The 17,637-nt window shown below is 47.0% G+C and carries 12 protein-coding genes and 1 pseudogene; 5 read left to right on the top strand and 8 right to left on the bottom strand.

The genetic code is table 11. From position 1 onward, the window contains the following. The 5 genes and pseudogenes from A3751_RS05000 to A3751_RS04980 form a co-directional block, all read right to left on the bottom strand. Positions 1 to 1,027, bottom strand: a pseudogene (locus tag A3751_RS05000) (hypothetical protein); the annotation flags it as partial. A 226-nt stretch (positions 1,028 to 1,253) separates the two neighbouring features. Next, the gene (locus tag A3751_RS04995; protein ID WP_068452928.1) at positions 1,254 to 5,159 is read right to left on the bottom strand and encodes an S-layer family protein; all 3,906 of its coding nucleotides are present in this window, start codon (positions 5,157 to 5,159) and stop codon (positions 1,254 to 1,256) included. A 403-nt stretch (positions 5,160 to 5,562) separates the two neighbouring features. Beyond that, complete coding sequence (locus A3751_RS04990) at positions 5,563 to 6,273, bottom strand: response regulator transcription factor (protein ID WP_068452926.1); 711 nt, start codon at positions 6,271 to 6,273, stop codon at positions 5,563 to 5,565. A gap of 140 nt (positions 6,274 to 6,413) precedes the next feature. After that, positions 6,414 to 6,980 carry a hypothetical protein gene (locus tag A3751_RS04985; RefSeq protein ID WP_068452924.1) on the bottom strand — a complete coding sequence of 189 codons (567 nt, stop codon included), beginning with the start codon at positions 6,978 to 6,980 and terminating at the stop codon, positions 6,414 to 6,416. 211 nt (positions 6,981 to 7,191) lie between these two features. Next, positions 7,192 to 8,787 (bottom strand): isocitrate lyase, encoded by a 1,596-nt coding sequence (locus A3751_RS04980; RefSeq protein WP_068452921.1) that lies wholly within the window; start codon positions 8,785 to 8,787, stop codon positions 7,192 to 7,194. A 345-nt stretch (positions 8,788 to 9,132) separates the two neighbouring features. Between A3751_RS04980 and A3751_RS04975 the strand changes: the two genes are divergently transcribed. From A3751_RS04975 to A3751_RS04960, 4 genes are all read left to right on the top strand, one after another. Continuing rightward, positions 9,133 to 10,464, top strand: coding sequence for a TRZ/ATZ family hydrolase (locus tag A3751_RS04975; RefSeq protein WP_068452918.1), 1,332 nt, complete (start codon positions 9,133 to 9,135; stop codon positions 10,462 to 10,464). Between the two features lie 22 nt (positions 10,465 to 10,486). Next, positions 10,487 to 11,206 (top strand): bifunctional 2-polyprenyl-6-hydroxyphenol methylase/3-demethylubiquinol 3-O-methyltransferase UbiG, encoded by a 720-nt coding sequence (ubiG, locus tag A3751_RS04970; RefSeq protein WP_068452912.1) that lies wholly within the window; start codon positions 10,487 to 10,489, stop codon positions 11,204 to 11,206. Continuing rightward, on the top strand, positions 11,203 to 11,868 hold the full coding sequence (locus A3751_RS04965) for an HAD family hydrolase (RefSeq protein WP_068452910.1): 666 nt from the start codon (positions 11,203 to 11,205) through the stop codon (positions 11,866 to 11,868). The genes ubiG and A3751_RS04965 overlap by 4 nt, the downstream gene beginning before the upstream one ends. Positions 11,869 to 12,329: 461 nt before the next feature. After that, positions 12,330 to 14,330, top strand: a complete 2,001-nt coding sequence (locus A3751_RS04960) for a methyl-accepting chemotaxis protein (protein WP_068452907.1) — start codon at positions 12,330 to 12,332, stop codon at positions 14,328 to 14,330. Between the two features lie 120 nt (positions 14,331 to 14,450). Here A3751_RS04960 and A3751_RS04955 read toward each other — a convergent pair whose 3' ends face one another. Next, positions 14,451 to 15,341 carry a hypothetical protein gene (locus A3751_RS04955; RefSeq protein WP_156492261.1) on the bottom strand — a complete coding sequence of 297 codons (891 nt, stop codon included), beginning with the start codon at positions 15,339 to 15,341 and terminating at the stop codon, positions 14,451 to 14,453. A gap of 329 nt (positions 15,342 to 15,670) precedes the next feature. After that, positions 15,671 to 16,093, bottom strand: a complete 423-nt coding sequence (locus A3751_RS04950; RefSeq protein ID WP_068452900.1) for an SRPBCC family protein — start codon at positions 16,091 to 16,093, stop codon at positions 15,671 to 15,673. A 181-nt stretch (positions 16,094 to 16,274) separates the two neighbouring features. On the opposite strand from A3751_RS04950, the gene A3751_RS04945 reads away from it, so the two are divergent. Continuing rightward, positions 16,275 to 17,024, top strand: coding sequence for a YciK family oxidoreductase (locus A3751_RS04945; RefSeq protein ID WP_068452898.1), 750 nt, complete (start codon positions 16,275 to 16,277; stop codon positions 17,022 to 17,024). Between the two features lie 143 nt (positions 17,025 to 17,167). On the opposite strand, the gene A3751_RS04940 is transcribed toward A3751_RS04945, so the two are convergent. Further along, a partial coding sequence (locus A3751_RS04940; RefSeq protein WP_197466182.1) for a chromate transporter occupies positions 17,168 to 17,637 on the bottom strand: 470 nt, incomplete at its 5' end.

Below are 17,637 nucleotides of genomic sequence, written 5' to 3'. Positions count from 1 at the left end.
AGCCTGATGGGCCAGCGATACCTAGAATGGTGCCTTGCGCAATGTTAAAAGAGACATTGCGTATTAACGGCTCCTCACCCTGTTCTGGCTTAGCATCCAGTGCTGGATGGGCAAACACATTTTGCAAACTTATCTGGCCTTGTAGCTCGGGCAATTGCGTTGCATTGCCACTCGCTTCATACGGGGCCATAAACTCCTTAAGGCGCGAATAAGACTCGCGTGCTTTACTTAGATTACGCCAGCCTTGAATGCTTTGCTCTACAGGCGCTAAAGCACGCGCAGCGATAATCGACGCTGCGATCATTACGCCAGCGGTACTCAAATCTTGAATAGTTAGATATGCGCCCATAGCAAGAATCGCGACCTGGATAAATTGGCGGAACACTTTAGCAAAGGAAGATAAAGCCGCATTAGTATCTGCAGCAACGCCGGTAAAACCCAAACCGCCTTTTTGCATTCCATGCCACTCGTCGCTTAACGCTTTCGACATACCCATACCAAGTACGGCATCTTTGTGGCGCACACTGTGTTCTGCGAAGCGGCTCGCGCCGCCGAAGAACTGCCCTGCCTTTTCATGCTGCATACGTGTCATGCGATCATTCAACAAGGCAACGACAAACAAAATCACCACGGCACCCAGTGCGATATGCCCAAGCATAGGGTGAAGTAGATAGACGCATGCAAGATAAATGGGCATCCACGGCATATCGAACAGGGTAAGCACAAAAGGAGATGAGATAAACTGGCGAACCGTATTTAAATCGCCCACCGGCTGGCTTGACGAAGACCGCGCCAACAGTGAAGTGAAAACCGGAATCGCAATATCACGATCGAAACCAGCAGCGACTCGGGTTAGTGCTCGGTTACGCACAACCTCAAGCACATAAAGAATAACCAACGCTAAAACCGCCACAGCGAGAAGGCCGAGCAAGGTCTCCGAGCTACGCGAAAGCAGAACTCGGTCGTACACTTGCAGCATAAACAGTGGCGAGGTTAGGAGTAGTAAATTTGCGAAGAACGAAAACACAAAAACGCTCCTAAGGGAGCGTCTAATGTGTTCGATGCTTGAATCAAGTACTGTTTTGCTATTCATTAACTACAACTGCATTCTTATTAAATTCAGCCTCATCCTGAGGCCTTATTATTATATTATTTTGCTAGCATTCCTTTGCTAGGGATTCCGTCCGATCAGGACTCTTCCTTGTTGATTAAAGCAGCCTTCGTTCGGCGTAAAGGCTGCCTTTGGTCAAGGTTTAGACGATGGGGTCGTCACTGCCAATAATGTTGATTGTAATAGAGCCCGTAGCTTGTGTGCCGAATTCGTCGGAGACTTGATAATGAAAAGTTTCAATGCCACGTCCAGTACTCGTTAAGGAATCAAAGCCACCAGCCGGATCATAAGTAACGAGTTGGTTAAGGCTGTCATATGAAACATTACCCTCTAGCGTGCTAGCATCGGTGTCATTGACGCCAGTACTATTTACATCGCGGTATGAAAAAACATTTTCGAAGCTTAATCCGTCGAAAGTGATCAACGCTCCATTATCAGGGTCGGAAACAAGCCCGAGTAAATCAGCAACGTCAATTGTTACGACATCGGCTTCCCCCGAATTCAGAACATTATAAGCCCCAGCCACAGGACCATCATTAACACCATTGACCGTTACGGAAAAACTAGCCGAACTACTAGCACCTAGTTCATCTTCAACCGTATAGGTCAGCGAGCTAACATAAGACTCCCCTTGTGCCATTGACAAATTTTGTGGAGTACTAAAGGTAAACGTTCCGTCGCCATTATCTACAATACTGCCTTGAGATGGCGTCTCAAAACCAACAACTGTAAGTACAGCACCATTATCCGGATCTGTATCATTCGCAAGCAAATCCGCACTGTTGATAATCAAGTCCTGACCTACATCTACGGAGAGACCGCTATCATCAACAGCAACTGGCGCCGCGTTAAGCCCCCTAACCGTGACATTGATATCCCCCTCTGCCTGAAGGCCTGCAGAGTCGGTGATAATATAGGCAATTTGATCAGTCGTCGTCTCATCTTGAGCTAAACTCTCAAACAAACCATTCGTATCATATGAAAGAGTGCCGTCTCCATTGTCAACAACAGTGCCTTGCGTATCAGTCAGATCGCCTAAGCCAACAAAACTAACGGTATCGCCGTTATCAATATCGATGTCATTTAGAAGTAAATCAGCTACGTTTAGGACTAACGAGCCATCCGCTCCAACTTCAACTTCGTCTACCAAAGCCTCTGGCGCATCATTTACCCCTACGAAATCGATCGTGACAGTCGCCGTGTCTAACGTGCCATCGATTCCTTCTATCGTGTAATCAAAGCTTGTTTGTCCAGCCTCACCATCAGCCAGGGCATTTGGCTGAGCATTTGCGGAAAAATCAAACGTACCATCACCATTATCAACGAGTTCACCGATTAAGCCCGAAACATCGACTCCGATAATCGAGAAAGTATCGCCGATGTTCGGGTCTACATCATTTGTAAGAACATCGATAGTGACTGGTGTCGTTGTTCCCGCTGACACACTAACCGAATCATCGATTGCATCGACCGGAGTGTTGTCTACCACACCCACAACTTCTACAGAAATTGTGCCAGTATCTAGCCCACCAAATTGGTCTGAAACCGTGTACTCAATCGACGAGACTAAGCTCGTACCTTTTCGCAAGAGGTCAAAGTCACTGGTCGAAGCATCAAAAGACATGGTTCCATCTTCTAAGACAGTAAAGGTACCACCGCTGTCACCCGCGATAGTGAGCTCTCCAGCGACAAGGGCTTGACCATTTAACTCGGTGACGATTAGATCGTCATTATTACCGTCGCGGTCATTTCCCAAAACTGTTAGATCGAGATCCTGCCCTAGAACAGGCGAAACCTCTGCAAGGGTTTTGTTGTCTCCGCCGTTGATTTTGTATACCAAATCATCGACCGCGACAGGGTCGACATTAGTTCCGTCAACGGTGATCGTTACCGTACCTTGATTGCTGACCAAACCAAGCTCGTCCTTGATGGTATAGCCAAAGGTGACATCTTCCGTCTGACCATCGTTTAAATAAGCAAAGTCATTATTTGTGCTCCAGATCAATTGACTAGTGCGCTGCGTCAGCAAACCCTTAGTACCAGCGATAAGTGAGTTCAGCTCAATGGTAGAACCATTATCTGGATCAAAGTCATTACCAATCAGATCTGCCACGTCCAGGGTTATGGAACCGCCGCGATAAACAACACCTAAATTATCGTCAACAGCGGTTGGCGCGTCGTTTACACCAACTACGTCTACAGAAATCGTCGCCTCATCGGTGCTCCCTTTTTCATCTGAAACAGTGTAAGTGACCGCGGTGGTAATCGTTTCGCCTTCGTTTAAAGCACCAACCGCGCCACCTGTTCCGTCGAACGTTAATGTGCCGTTCTCGGTTAAAGTAAACAGTCCCCCGTTGTCACCAGCCACGCTCAACGTACCATTAACCAGAGCCTGGCCATTGATCGCTGTAACAATTAGCGGATCACGGTCAACATCATGGTCGTTCAGCAAAACGGTGTTATTAATGACCAAACCTGTATCGTAAGATTCTATTGCCGCCAATAAGCTAACCTCGCCAGCCGCAGTCTCATAGAAGTCATCGACCGCTGTCGCTGCATCATTTACTCCGGTGATTTCAACTGTTAGGTATTCAGCCCAATCCCACGATGGATAGTAAGGCGTTTCACCAAGATCGTTCTCTATTCTATAAGCGATGGACGTCGTCGTCGTTTGGCCTTCTGCTAGGTAGGCAAAATCACCGTCTGTGTCGAAAGTAAAACTACCATCTTGTTCAATCGTAAACTCACCACCTCGAGAGCCAGAAATAGATTGCCCAACATAACCCGCGTGAACGTTAAATGTGTTATCAAAACTCCAGTCATTGAGAAATATGTCGCCACTACCAACCGAAAGCGTGTCGTTCTGAGATACACCGTTGTAGAAATCGTTTTGACCAGAGATCGCGTCTCCATTCCGCCCTGTCACTTGGACTGTTACGACTGCATCACCAGTTGTAGTGCCATCAGATACTGTATAGGTAACCGAAGAGTCAACAACCTCTCCGCCTCTGAGAAGCTCAAACCCAGCAGACGCATCGACATCAAGAGTGCCATCACTCTTGATCGTGAACACACCTCCATTGTCGCCTATGACTGAAATCTCACCGTTAACAAGAGCTTGCCCATTAACAGCAACTATCTCCAACTCAGTTTCGGTACGCCCTTCAGCATCAAAATCATTTGCAAGCAAGCCGAACCCGATAGGGGTTTCGATTCCTTCAGGGTCTACAATTTGTGTGTAGCCCATATTCTCAACTCTATCCGCGCTAATAGAATAGGTCTCTCCGATATAGCTAGGGTTGATAGCAGAGTCCCCATCTGTTTCAGGCGCATCATTAACTCCAGTAACAAGGACTTCTATCGTTGCGGAGGACGAGTCACCATTCGCCGCTTGATAGGTATATACAATTGATGTCGTTGCACTTTCACCATCGTTAAGATATTCAAAATCGCTATTTGGATCGAACGCCAAAGACCCATCACTTTGAAGGGTAAACAAACCGCCATTGATGCCAGGCACCGGCTGACCAACATTTAAAACATCTCCATTCACGGCAACTACGCTTGCCGCATCGTCAAACAGCTCGTCATTTGCAGTAACGTTTATGCCAAAGATCGAGGTATTTTCATCTGTACTGTAAATGTCGTCACTAGCAAAAATAGAATCGCCGTCGATACCTGTGACGGTGACAGTCACCGAAGCAGTAGAAGTGTTTGAACCATCAGAAATGGTGTAAGTGATGGTCGTATCGCGTGTTTCACCTGCTGCAAGATCTTCAAAGCCTGTAGTTGAATCGAAGTGGAATGATCCATCAGCAAGAATACGAAAAGCACCTCCGGCTGACCCGGAAACGGTTACCTCGCCGTCGACTAATGACTGACCACCAGCGGACAATATTTCCAGCGTATCGCCATCAGCGTCAGAATCATTTTTAAGTAATCCAGTTATATCGAATGACATACCAAACATCTTAAGCACGTAGCCTAACTGACTCTGCTCCCCCGCAGTTGCTTGGTATACGTCGTTATTTGCTATTGGTCCGGCCATAATATTAATCCCTTTATTTTGTATTTATTATCTTTTTGAAGTTCGCAACTGATACGAAACTTTTACACCTAACAATTGTTACCCCATGTAACTGGATTGTAAACAAATGTTTTATGATGATTTATGATGAAAGCGCACCTAACCGGCAAGCCGCTCTTACTAGCCGCGCGCTATTGCGATTAAGAGGCTAATCGACACATCAACACGTTTATTTGGGCACGCCCCTCCAACAATTTCAGGGCTTTAAACAATGATGGCCTCATATCAAATCTAATGCATGTAATTGCGTGGAACCGTTCAATCACAGACACTCACGAGAAAAATCACGCAATTTCTTGCCTTGAGCTAAACGAGTTCGGCAATCACTAAGTGAATTGTTTCTTTACAGGGAGGAATAGTGCATTCAACCAACCGGAGCGACCCAGCGATAGCCTTTGCCGCGAACCGTGCGAATGCAGTTGAAAGAAGGATCAACACGCTGAAATTCAGATCTTATGATTTTTATATGCTGAACGATCGTGTTCGATTCAACTACGATCTTTAGCTCATCCTGAAGATCAAATACTGAAACGGCCTTTCCTTTGGCAAGAAATAGTTGCTTCAAGATTGCCGTTCTAACCGGGCTAAGCGATAGCTCATTGCCATTCCAGAATACGCGCTCACCAAGCTCGTCAAACTCCAAGCCAATATGAGAATATTTAAGGTCTATATGTTCGGCACTCAACCCCCTCATTTTGCGGTGTCGCTCAACAAGCGCATCTAAACGCACAGCCAATAGAGAAAGTGGCTCTCGCTTATCGACATAAGCATCTGCGCCGAGCTTGTAACTCATTTCCTGAAGACCAGTATCTGTATGCGCCGAAAGGATTAAGACTGGTGTTAATGGGAATTTCTCACGAAATTCCCGACATAGCTCGACGCCCGCAAGAGGATTTTCGCCAAGCTCGACATCGAAAACGGCACAGTCAAAATCCGCGTAGCAGTAAATCAGATGCTTCGCTTGATCTTCACAGTCAGCGGCAACAACATTATACCCGTTCGCTAAAAAGAGCTCGGAGAATCTATTACGCAAGCCTGTTTCATCTTCAACATACAAAAGCTTTTTCTGTTCCATAGAAAAGCGCACGCAAACGTTTATTATAATTATTAAGCTCGCATTAAGCTTAAACCTTATCTAGTCTAGGGTTATTTGCAATTGAAAATCAATAGATCAGGACAAAAAGAAATAGAACCCAGCTTCAACGTGAGATCGCATTAAACAAGCTCCGCGACCATACTAGCGGGAATATCACTGTCTATGTATGCCATTCCCAGCTTATTCAAGTACTCTTCGCGCTCGGCTTTCATAAGGTCAATATCGAGAGCATCAAGGCCAGCCTGCTCATAAAGTTTCGCTAGGTAAATCATAAATGCCTCTCCTTCTTTAATCATAAGGAGGCCGGCAGCACCAACGTCTGGACGCACTTTCTTTGACGTATCCTCATCCAAAGAAACAGCCAGAACTACAGGGCGCTCATCACCTTCAAAGCGCACACTTCTGCGCTTAACACATTGCTCTGCCCAAAAATAAGCAAGCGCCTTGCTCTGAGTCAGAAATACTGGCTCGCGTTGCTCTGTGTAATTATTCCCAATGGTAGCCATTGTGCTCTTAGCCGCTTGATTGAATGCTTGATCGCCGGATCGATTTAGGCCGCTCGCGTTGATCGAATCAACCAAAGCTGATGACGTACCGTGATACCACACCCCGTCATTCGAAATTGCGAACCCGTCTTTTGCTAAAACTGTATCAATATCGTTATAAATATCTGGAAGCTCTGTCATATCAGTCAATAACCTAGGAAAAAAACTGGATGCGGGAATTATAGGGTCTCAAAACCTAGCTTCAAGCCAGTTGACCATTTGTTTCAGGTATAGGCCGTATAAAATCAGTCAGCCTTCAGAAATGAACGCTCTATCTGTGGAGCAAGGGACTATAACGAAAAAAGGCGACCCTAAGGTCGCCTTTTAAACAGCTTAACTAGCCAGTCTCAAATTAAGAGAACTGGTTAGAAGTGTTTTTCGCACCGCCAGCTTTAAGCGCGCGATCACCAAGGTAGTATTCTTTGTGATCATCACCAAGGTCTGAGCCAGCCATGTTTTGGTGTTTAACACATGCGATACCTTGACGGATCTCTTTACGCTGAACGCCTTCAACATAACCAAGCATACCTTGCTCACCAAAGTAGTTTTTAGCAAGGTTGTCTACAGACAATGCAGTGGTGTGGTAAGTCGGTAGCGTGATCAAGTGGTGGAATACGTTCGCTTCGCGAGCTGTATCCGCTTGGAACGTTTTAACACGCTCGTCCGCAGCTGCAGACAATTCAGAATCGTCGTACTCAGCAGACATTAGGTTTGCACGATCGTATGCAGAAACGTCTTTACCTTCTGCTACCCATGCATCGTAAGTTTGCTGACGGAAGTTCAATGTCCAGTTGAAAGATGGAGAGTTGTTATAAACAAGCTTCGCATCTGGGTGTACTTTACGTACGTCGTCCATCATGCCTTTGATTTCGTGTACAGTTGGTACTGCAGTCTCGATCCAAAGTAGGTCTGCGCCTGCGTTAAGAGCACCGATACAATCGAATACACAACGCTCATGGCCAGTACCTTGACGGAACTGGTATAGACCTGAAGCAAGACGCTTAGGACGAACAAGCTTACCGTCACGGCTGATAAGAACGTCGCCTGGGTTAGTGTCTTCTGGTGCAACTTCTTCAACGTCTAGGTAAGAGTTGTAGATATCGCCAGCATCGCCTGGCTCGTTTACAACAGCGATTTCTTTAGTAAGACCAGCACCTTCAGAGTCAGTACGTGCAACGATTACACCGTCATCAACACCTAGCTCAAGGAAAGCGTAACGTAGTGCGCGAAGCTTACCGTGGAAGTCAGCGTGAGGAACAGTTACTTTACCGTCTTGGTGACCACATTGCTTCTCGTCAGCAACCTGGTTTTCGATCTGTAGACAACATGCGCCTGCTTCGATCATTTGCTTAGCCATTAGGTAAGTCGCTTCAGCGTTACCGAAACCAGCATCGATGTCAGCAACGATTGGCACAACGTGCGTTTCGTGGTTGTCGATTTTGTCTTGGATTTCAGCTTCTAGAGCAGAGTCGCCAGCTTCACGTGCTTTATCAAGCTCACGGAAAAGACCACCTAGCTCACGCGCGTCAGCCTGACGTAGGAAGGTGTATAGCTCTTCAACAAGACCAGCAACAGCTGTTTTCTCGTGCATAGACTGATCAGGAAGTGGACCAAAGTCAGAACGTAGAGCAGCTACCATCCAACCTGAAAGGTAAAGGTAACGACGCTCAGTTGAACCGAAATGCTTCTTGATGGAGATAAGCTTTTGTTGACCTACAAAACCGTGCCAGCAACCTAGAGACTGTGTGTACTTAGTTTTGTCTTTGTCGAACTCAGCCATGTCGCGACGCATGATACCTGCAGTGTATTTTGCGATGTCTAGGCCAGTTTTGAATTTGTTCTGTGCGCGCATACGTGCAGCAGATTCTGGATTGATTTGATCCCATGGAGCACCAGCTGCTGCTTTCGCTGCCGCTACCGCTTTAATGTCGTCTTGATATTGTGACATGAGCTTATCCCTCTGTTTACGGGTTTCACCTTGATGAGCCCTGTTAAACCGGTGATTTAACATCGCACCAAGGCACTTCTTGAAAGTTCGGGGCGAATCTTAATCCTGCAAAGCCCATAAATAAAATATATTACTCGTATAGCCGCTATACACTTAGAAAATAAGCAAAAACTAAGGTCACACGGTAGTTTGCATTGCATTCCCCCTGCCTATTCACTTTGAGCGTTGTAAGCGTGTGAATGTTACGTAATTAGTAGAACGAAAATCACTTTGTTAACGTAAAAGCACTTGAAGACTCTTTTGAAGTGGACGCAAATCAAACACAGCCAACTAAGGAATCTGGTTATGGGCGATCTCAAAACTATTCGTATCGACGCAGGATGCATTCTAACCATGAATGACGCGCAGCCTTTGTTGTATGACCACAGCTTAGTAATGTCAGGTTCGACAATTAGGGACTTATTGCCTACCACCGAGGCGAGTGCAGCTAAGACTGATCAGGTTTTCGATCTAAAGCAACACGCGATCATGCCCGGCTTGATCAACGCACACGGGCATGCCGCAATGTCACTACTAAGAGGCATAGCCAACGATCTGCCGCTGCAAGAGTGGCTTGAGCAACATATTTGGCCTGCGGAAGGAGCAAACGTAAGTGAAGACTTTGTTCGCCTAGGCACACGGCTTGCCATCGCGGAGATGCTTAAAAGTGGAACAACCACGTTTAGCGACATGTATTTTTTCCCCGAAGCTGCGGCAAGCGAAGTGGATGAACAGGGAATCCGAGCTCAACTCTGCACGCCAATTTTGGATTTTCCTACACCTTGGGGTTCCGGGCCCGACGAGTATTTATCTAAATCAAAAGCACTGCATGAACGCTTTAGAAATCATCAGCGAATTAGCATAGCCCTAGGCCCGCATGCGCCTTACACCGTTTCAAATGGCGCATTAAAAAATGTCTGTCACTTGGCAGTTGAACGAAATATGGCAATTCAAATGCACGTGCATGAAACGCAACAAGAGGTTGATGACGCAATTGCCTTAAATGGCAAGCGCCCTATTGAGAGATTGGCTGACTTGGGCCTTCTGGAGCTGGGCAGCGCGGTGCAGGCGGTCCATATGACGGCACTGACAGCAGACGAAGTTGCTCTAATGGCTGCGAAAAAAGTGCATGTTGTACACTGCCCTGAATCTAATATGAAGCTCGCCAGCGGATTTTGTCCAACCCAGGACCTGTTAAGCGCTGGGGTTAACGTTGCCCTAGGAACGGATGGTGCCGCCTCCAACAATGATCTGGATATGTTCGGCGAGATGCGCACAGCAGCTCTAATAGCCAAAGGATACTCCGGTAATGCGGCCGCCGTCCCAGCCCGAGAAGCACTCAAAATGGCAACAATAAACGGAGCAAAAGCGCTACGACTAGAGCATAAAACAGGCTCAATTGAGATAGGTAAGCAAGCCGACTTAATCGCACTTAATCTTAGCCAGTTAAACACAGTTCCTAGCTATGACATCGAGGCTGACATCGTTTACAACGTAAACTCAAGACAAGTTAGCCATGCTTGGGTTGCGGGAGAACTTCTGTTAGATTGCGGCCGCCTAACCCGCGTTAATGAGGAAGAGCTTATTGCGCAGAGTAAGCTGCGTCAGAAAAGCGTCTTGAGCAGCAAACAGCGTTAGCCAAAAAAGCACGAGAATCAGTATGACAATATCGGTAAAAAATCCAAACGTAGACCCATCAGAGATCGCTAAATTTGAAGCACTAGCAAGTCGCTGGTGGGACAAGACTAGCGAGTTCAAACCCTTGCACGACATAAACCCACTGCGCGTGAATTACATTGATGAGCGCGCATCTCTTGCAGGCAAGAAGGTACTTGATATTGGTTGCGGGGGCGGCATTCTGAGCGAAGCAATGGCGCATAGAGGGGCCGAAGTCTCGGGCATCGACATGGGAGAGGCGCCACTTGCTGTTGCGCAGCTTCATAGTCTTGAATCGGGTATTTCCGTAGATTATCGCCAAATCACAGCTGAAGAGCTTGCAGAGCAAGAAGCGGGAACTTACGACATCGTGACCTGCCTTGAAATGCTTGAGCACGTGCCGTCTCCTCTTTCAATCATCCAAGCATGCGAGAAATTATTAAAGCCTGGTGGTGAGCTTTTTCTAAGCACGATTAATCGAAACCCGAAGTCATATTTATTCGCGATTATTGGCGCCGAGCACATATTGAAAATGCTTCCAAAGGGGACACATGAGTTCAAGAAGTTTATTAAGCCCTCAGAGCTTGCGAACCATGTGCGAACAGCAGAGTTGGATATGCTTGATTTAACAGGTATGACTTACAATCCGATCATTAAGGAATACAAGCTATCGCGGGATGTTGACGTCAATTATCTTATGCATGCCAAGAAGCCGCTAAAATGATGGCAATTAGAGGCGTGCTTTTCGACTTAGACGGTACGCTGATGGATACCGCACCTGACTTCTACGTCACCTTGCATGAACTCAGGCAGCGTTACCAATTGCCTCGTTTATCTGAGCTTACTATTAGAAATAGAGTATCTGATGGTTCGAGAGCACTCACTCAGCTCTGCTTTGACCATGACTCACTAGACCCCGACACATTCGAGCAGCGCCGCTTGGAGCTTTTGGATATTTATGCTGAAGTAGCGGGACATCAAGTATCGATATTCCCCGAGATGACTGAAATACTGAATATCCTTGATTCAAATCAGATTCCGTGGGGGATCGTTACCAATAAGCCACGGCTCTATACAGAGCTCATTCTCGAGCGCTCATCGCTCAACTTAAACTGCAAAGTATTGGTATGCGCAGATGATTTGAGCAACGCAAAACCGGACCCAGAAGGGATACTCCTCGCATCTAGAGAGCTAGATTTGAATGCCCAAGACATTCTCTATGTGGGAGATCATGAACGGGACATCATCGCTGGCAAGCGTGCCGGTTGCCGGACTGCTGCGGTCACCTTTGGCTATTTTGACGAAGAGATCAACATCGATAGCTGGAGTGCTGACTTTGTCATTACATCGCTAAGTGACTTTGAAAGACAAACCAAATTTCAATAAGGCGATTCTGCGTATCATTCCAAGCAGTTCGTCGCCGCACGCTAAAAACAGCTATTTAACCAATCAGTGCCAACCAATACACCCACGCCTTAACAGTACATTTTCTGCACAAAAAGCTTGCAGTCAGAGCAAGCTAAACTACCCTAATATCTGTGATTTAGAGCAGCATCTTCGAATGACCACCTAGCCTTTACCATTCGTATTCATCATCGGTGAATAATGGGGATGCCTGTGCCAAGTAAGGTCGTATGTCACGTGCTTCTTCAGGAAAGAGTACAACTGAGTGATGGAAAAATGTCAGGAACGACTAGAACGTCTAGCAAAATGCCGAAACTCCATCAGCGAAAAAAGCTACGTGGTGCCAAACTTTTTCCAAGCGACAGCCGATCAACCAACAACGCAGGCTTTAGATGCGTCCTTCTGCCCAATTCCGTTTCAGATACATTTTCTAGGAGTTCAGTGTGCTAGATAAGATTCGCTCAATTAACGTTTCCAAAAAGTTGATTATTCTCTCGTTTCTTCCATGTCTTGCAGCCACCGTCTTTGCAGTTCAAATAATGGTCATCGACAAAGGTGCATTGGACGCTAACAAGACCATTCACCACGATATCGAGCTGGCAGCATTACTCGACAACATTGCGCACCAACATGCCGTAGAGCGAGGGTTAAGTGCGGGTTTCTTGGGAAGCAAAGGAAGTAAGGGAGGAGATAAGGTGCGCGCCCAGAGAGTTGTCGCAGATAAAGCTTGGGCTGCGCTAAGTAGCTATATTGATGCATCCGATCATCAGATTGCACCACAAGCTCTCAAGCTAATTGCCAGCTTAGAAACATTGATGGGCAACAAAGCTGTCGTCCGAAATCGTGTAGACGCATTAGATCCCCAGAACGGCGCGTTTCATTACTATTCGTCCGTTAACCAACACGCATTGAACGCGATCGAAAGCGTACAGTCCGAGATTTCGGACCCTGAACTAGGTCGTGGCTATTATGCGTATCTTCACACTCTTTGGCTGAAAGAACGTGCAGGACAAATTCGTGGCATGATGAATGGCACGTTCAAGAGCGGCAACCTCAGTGCGGCGCGCAAAGCGACAATTAGCAGTTACATAGCTAGCCGACAAGATCATCAATACAAAGCAATAGAGTTTGCAGCCTCCGATCAGCGCGACGCGTTCGAATCACTCAAGCTGAGTTCGGCCTATCAGCATGTAGATGATGTTGAGCGCACGGTGCTATCAAGCTCTGGCGAGATCGCCGATATTGCTCCAGAGGTGCAATCAAACTGGTTCCCGATCGCTACCGAAAGCATTAAGGCAGCCAAAGGAATAGCGGACTCCATGGCTAACGACCTAAAAGCAAAAGCAGAAGCAAATATAGACAAGGCAACAACAAGTCTCATCGTAGAGGCGCTTGTATTAGTTGCACTGCTAAGCCTTATTGTCCTATTCGTCTCTTGGCAAGCGCGTGACATTGGCAAGCGTTTACGCAACCTGACAGATAGCCTAGCGAGCGCCATGAATGACGGTGAATTCAATATCCGAACTAACGATTCTTCAGCAGATGAGCTGGGCAAGATCTCCCAGAGCGTAGACTCCTTTATGGCGCTGTTGTGTGAGTTAATTAGCGATCTTCGTGGAATTTCGGCAACGCTAATGACGAAGTCGGAAGAACTTGCCGAGATCACTGCGTCAAACCGAAAATCCTTACACGCACAGAATGAGCAAACCCAGGTGGTTGCGAGCTCTGTGACCGAAATGTCGGCTAGCATCGCAGAGGTCGCGAAATCGACTCAAGAGACAGCAGATGCAACGAGTTCAGCCTCGCAAGCGACACAAAGAGGAGAAAACACGATTCGTCGTACGATTGATGAAATATCCCAACTAAATGCTGCGATCAATGATGCGGATAAAAGTATCGACGAGGTTGCAGTGAACTGCACTCAGATTGAAGGCATTCTCGATACAATTCGTGGCATTGCTGAGCAAACAAACCTATTGGCCTTGAATGCTGCTATCGAAGCTGCGCGTGCCGGCGAGCAAGGAAGGGGCTTTGCTGTCGTTGCCGATGAGGTGCGCTCTCTCGCACAGAGAACTCAGGTATCGACAGAAGAAATAAACACGATGATCGAAGCTCTTCAGCTGAGCACGGGCGCAGCGCGTCAGAAGATGGACATCAGTAAAGACTCAACTGCGCAATGTAACGATCACTCAGAAGAGTCTGGCGCGGAGATTGAAAAAATAGCGGCTCTTAATGCGAACATCCTTTCCCTCTCTACGCAAGTTGCAACGGCCAGTGAACAACAAGCACATGTCGCTGAGGATCTTAGCAGCAGCATTGTCGCAATTAGTGACAACGCAGAGAGCTTGAACGAGAGCGCCAGCATTGTTGAAGAAGAAGGAGTCGCGCTGAGAGATCTAGCAACCTCTCTGAGCAATAAGATAAGTTTCTACAAGGTATCTTAAGACATGATTAGAGACAAAGTTTGGCGGGTCTTGGAGTAAAGTGACCTCACGAGCAGTGACGTGCTTCGATACGTGAGCGTAGCTGCGCTTCATAGACTGGGCCTTGCAAAGTAGAAAGACTCAAAAGCGTATTTTGAATCCCGCATCGAACTTGGCTAGGTCATCAGTAACCTCCAAATCCGCATTCGAAATTTCAATAATTTCTCGAGACATAGAGCCCTCAAAAAATAAGCTCAGGTCGAGGTTCGGTGTCCATTCACCGTATAGCAGGAGTGTGTTGTTTGAACTGCTGTCGTTCGTGTAGCGGTAGTCGCGGCTCTCCGAGCTATGGCCAATTCCGAACTGCAGCGAGGGCAAAAAATACCAACCAAGCTTCCCGCCCCACGCGTTTTCCGAGTAACCATGTGCTCTACGCCCAACCCGCATAAAGGGACTTTCGTATTCGTCATACCCCACGCCAAGCTCAAAGGCGATGGCATTCTCGTAAGCCGTAAAGACCTGCCTAAAATTCACTTCCGACTCTTTAATTACAAACCCATCACCAGAAACATGGGACGTGTCGAAATCCACTTTTGCGGTATCGAGCAAATAGACAGAAAGCCCGAGCAGCCCGCCATTCAAATGGCGCTTAGCTTGCTCTGCTCGATGCTCTGCAAAGGCAAGCCCTGCTCGGAAGCGGTAGTCTGATGCAGTATTTCCCCAATCATATTTAACCTGTGCGCGAAGGAAATCGTCTTTTGGCACTTGCTCAATATGCCGAGCTTCAATAGACAAAAAGGCGGCGCGGGAAAAAAAAGCACTCTCTGCAAGCAATTCAGTGTTTGCCTCTACCGGGTCAATATAGTAGCTGTATCGCCCAAAGTAGCGATCTGTATCTTGGTCTTTATGTTGCTGCTCTGATTCTTTTGACGCCATCCCGGAACTGCCCTCCAGCTTATGCTGGAACGCAGAAAACGCATGCTGACTGCCTAGCAAGAGTACAAAGAAGGTCAGCACTACGTTATTTAGCATTTGTGAAAGCCACTCATAATAGAAGTCATTCATTTAGCTAAACAAAATAGGCGAGATTTGCCAAGTTTCTAGGAGAGTAACGCATTCTTTAAATGTGCAAGCTTCACTTCCGGCTCAACACTCATCATTAGATAGAACGAAGTGCACCGAAGAAGTACGCCGAATGATGTGAACATCCAGATCGTTTAGAGAGTGCGCGCGCTGTCGATCGGGTACAGAGCGTAATTGAAACGCGACTCTAGCCTACATCTGCCGCATCGATGCCCGTAATCGTTTCATTTGTCTTAGTGTTGGATTCGATACTGCTACGCGAACCAACAAGTGGTGCGTTAAGCGTTGGCGTACTGTCCAATACCTTTACTAATCCCCTGCTTCAACACGTTCTTAATAAGGCTCGTGGTAAACGGAATTTTAGACTCAAGCTTAATCACATAATCCAACTCGCAACCTTGGCCGGACTCACGAAACTCCAGGGTGCCCACATGATTTTTTATGGGACTTCCCTTCGTAATCTTGTATTCAATAAAGCTGTTCTCTTTGAAGCCGGTAATTGTTTCCTCGAATGGTGGTAGAGGCCCGATATTGATCTTACGAACGGACCCCAAACCATTGGGCGTATCGGAGCCGTCTCTAACGCGCTTCATGTTAATTCCACATAATTTACCAAACTGCTCGTGGTCACTTAACTCTTCAAATACTGTGGCTAAAGGCTTGTTAAACTTAAAATGCATCGAAATAGATTGTTGAGCCATGATACTTCCCTTGTTTATTGTTCTAATGTTTCATTAAATCACAAGCAGAAGACGATAACGCAGATTACTGCATGACAAAATCGGCCATTACCCCTAAAATTTGGCGCTTGTTTGCGGATTTAGATTTTGTTCTACATTTTACTCCGCAGCGCCGCCGTTCGAACCGTTAAGGGAATTCACTATGCAAGATTACCAAGCACCGAAAACGTTATTGAAAGACAAGGTAATTCTCGTCACTGGTGCTGGCGATGGCATTGGCAAAGAAATCGCTATGACCTTTGCCAAGTACGGCGCAACGATTCTGCTACTGGGGCGAACAACGGCCAAACTAGAGACGGTTTACGATTCTATTGTTGAGGCTGGCCTACCAGAACCTGCCATACTTCCAGTAAACCTTGAAGGCGCAGTAGAGACGGACTACCACAAGATAGCAGACGTAATCGATCAAGAATTCGGCCGACTTGATGGCCTAGTTCTCAACGCAAGCTTGCTGGGCTCCATGACGCCCATTGAACAATACGAAGCCGAAGTATGGCAAAAGGTCATGCAAGTAAATGTACATGCTAATTTTTTGCTGGTGAAAACCATGATACCGTTGCTGCGCGCGGCGGATGAACCTTCGGTTGTCTTCACTAGCTCAAGCGTCGGTAGAAAAGGTCGCGCATTTTGGGGAGCGTATGCAGTCAGCAAATTCGCGACCGAAGGCCTTGCTCAAATACTTGCAGATGAACACGATGCTGACGACGACTTTATTAAGTTTAATGTCATCAATCCGGGAGCTACTCGCACGAACATGCGTGCAAGCGCCTATCCTGCTGAGAACCCGATGTCGATCAAAGCGCCGCAGGACATTATGCCGCTCTATCTGTATTTAATGGGAGCGGATAGCACAGGCGTCACAGGACAAAGTCTTGATGCACAGCCCAAATAATCAAGCTTCAGTATAGGAGCGCTTACCCGCCCTAACTTGCCAAGCTCGCTGACCCTAAAGCACTGGTTAGCTTTTGAAAGCCAGCCAGTCCGTTGACACATCTGCACAGCGCGAAGGGATAGCGTTTGCTATCAGCCCTGAGGTCAAAGGATTGCGCCTCCTAATGCTCCCCCACAAAGCACAACCAAAACGACGGAGACACGCCCAAAATACAGTAAGGCAAACGCGGTAGCGGCAAATAACACGTCCGAAAAACCGCTAATGGTCTGCGTCAAAATAGGATCAAAAATTGTCGCCAGCAATAAACCGAGAACGGCCGCGTTAACACCCCACAAGGCTGCTTTGATACGCTGATGATGTTGCAGACTTTGCCAAAACGGAAGCACCCCAAACAAAAGCAAAAACGAAGGCAGGAATATCGCAACTGTAGCGAGCAAGGCTCCGGGATATCCATTTACACCAACCTCATGAGATGCGCCCAAAAACGAAGCAAACGTAAACAAAGGTCCGGGCACTGCCTGTGCTGCGCCATAACCCGCTAGAAACGTATCCCTGTTAACCCACCCAGAGCCGACAATTTCAGTCTCTAGTAAAGGCAACACAACGTGCCCGC

It is taken from the genome of Oleiphilus sp. HI0080 (assembly GCF_001635135.1).
Note: the sequence above shows the minus strand (reverse complement) of the source record. Positions and strands in the feature narration are given on the sequence as shown.

Excerpts from the sequence above, each read along its gene's own strand:
- A3751_RS04980 (WP_068452921.1), bottom strand. The coding sequence starts at position 8,787 with ATGTCACAATATCAAGACGACATTAAAGCGGTAGCGGCAGCGAAAGCA.
- A3751_RS04995 (WP_068452928.1), bottom strand. The coding sequence starts at position 5,159 with ATGGCCGGACCAATAGCAAATAACGACGTATACCAAGCAACTGCGGGG.
- A3751_RS04975 (WP_068452918.1), top strand. The coding sequence starts at position 9,133 with ATGGGCGATCTCAAAACTATTCGTATCGACGCAGGATGCATTCTAACC.
- A3751_RS04945 (WP_068452898.1), top strand. The coding sequence starts at position 16,275 with ATGCAAGATTACCAAGCACCGAAAACGTTATTGAAAGACAAGGTAATT.
- A3751_RS04985 (WP_068452924.1), bottom strand. The coding sequence starts at position 6,980 with ATGACAGAGCTTCCAGATATTTATAACGATATTGATACAGTTTTAGCA.
- A3751_RS04990 (WP_068452926.1), bottom strand. The coding sequence starts at position 6,273 with ATGGAACAGAAAAAGCTTTTGTATGTTGAAGATGAAACAGGCTTGCGT.
- ubiG (WP_068452912.1), top strand. The coding sequence starts at position 10,487 with ATGACAATATCGGTAAAAAATCCAAACGTAGACCCATCAGAGATCGCT.
- A3751_RS04965 (WP_068452910.1), top strand. The coding sequence starts at position 11,203 with ATGATGGCAATTAGAGGCGTGCTTTTCGACTTAGACGGTACGCTGATG.
- A3751_RS04955 (WP_156492261.1), bottom strand. The coding sequence starts at position 15,341 with ATGCTAAATAACGTAGTGCTGACCTTCTTTGTACTCTTGCTAGGCAGT.
- A3751_RS04950 (WP_068452900.1), bottom strand. The coding sequence starts at position 16,093 with ATGGCTCAACAATCTATTTCGATGCATTTTAAGTTTAACAAGCCTTTA.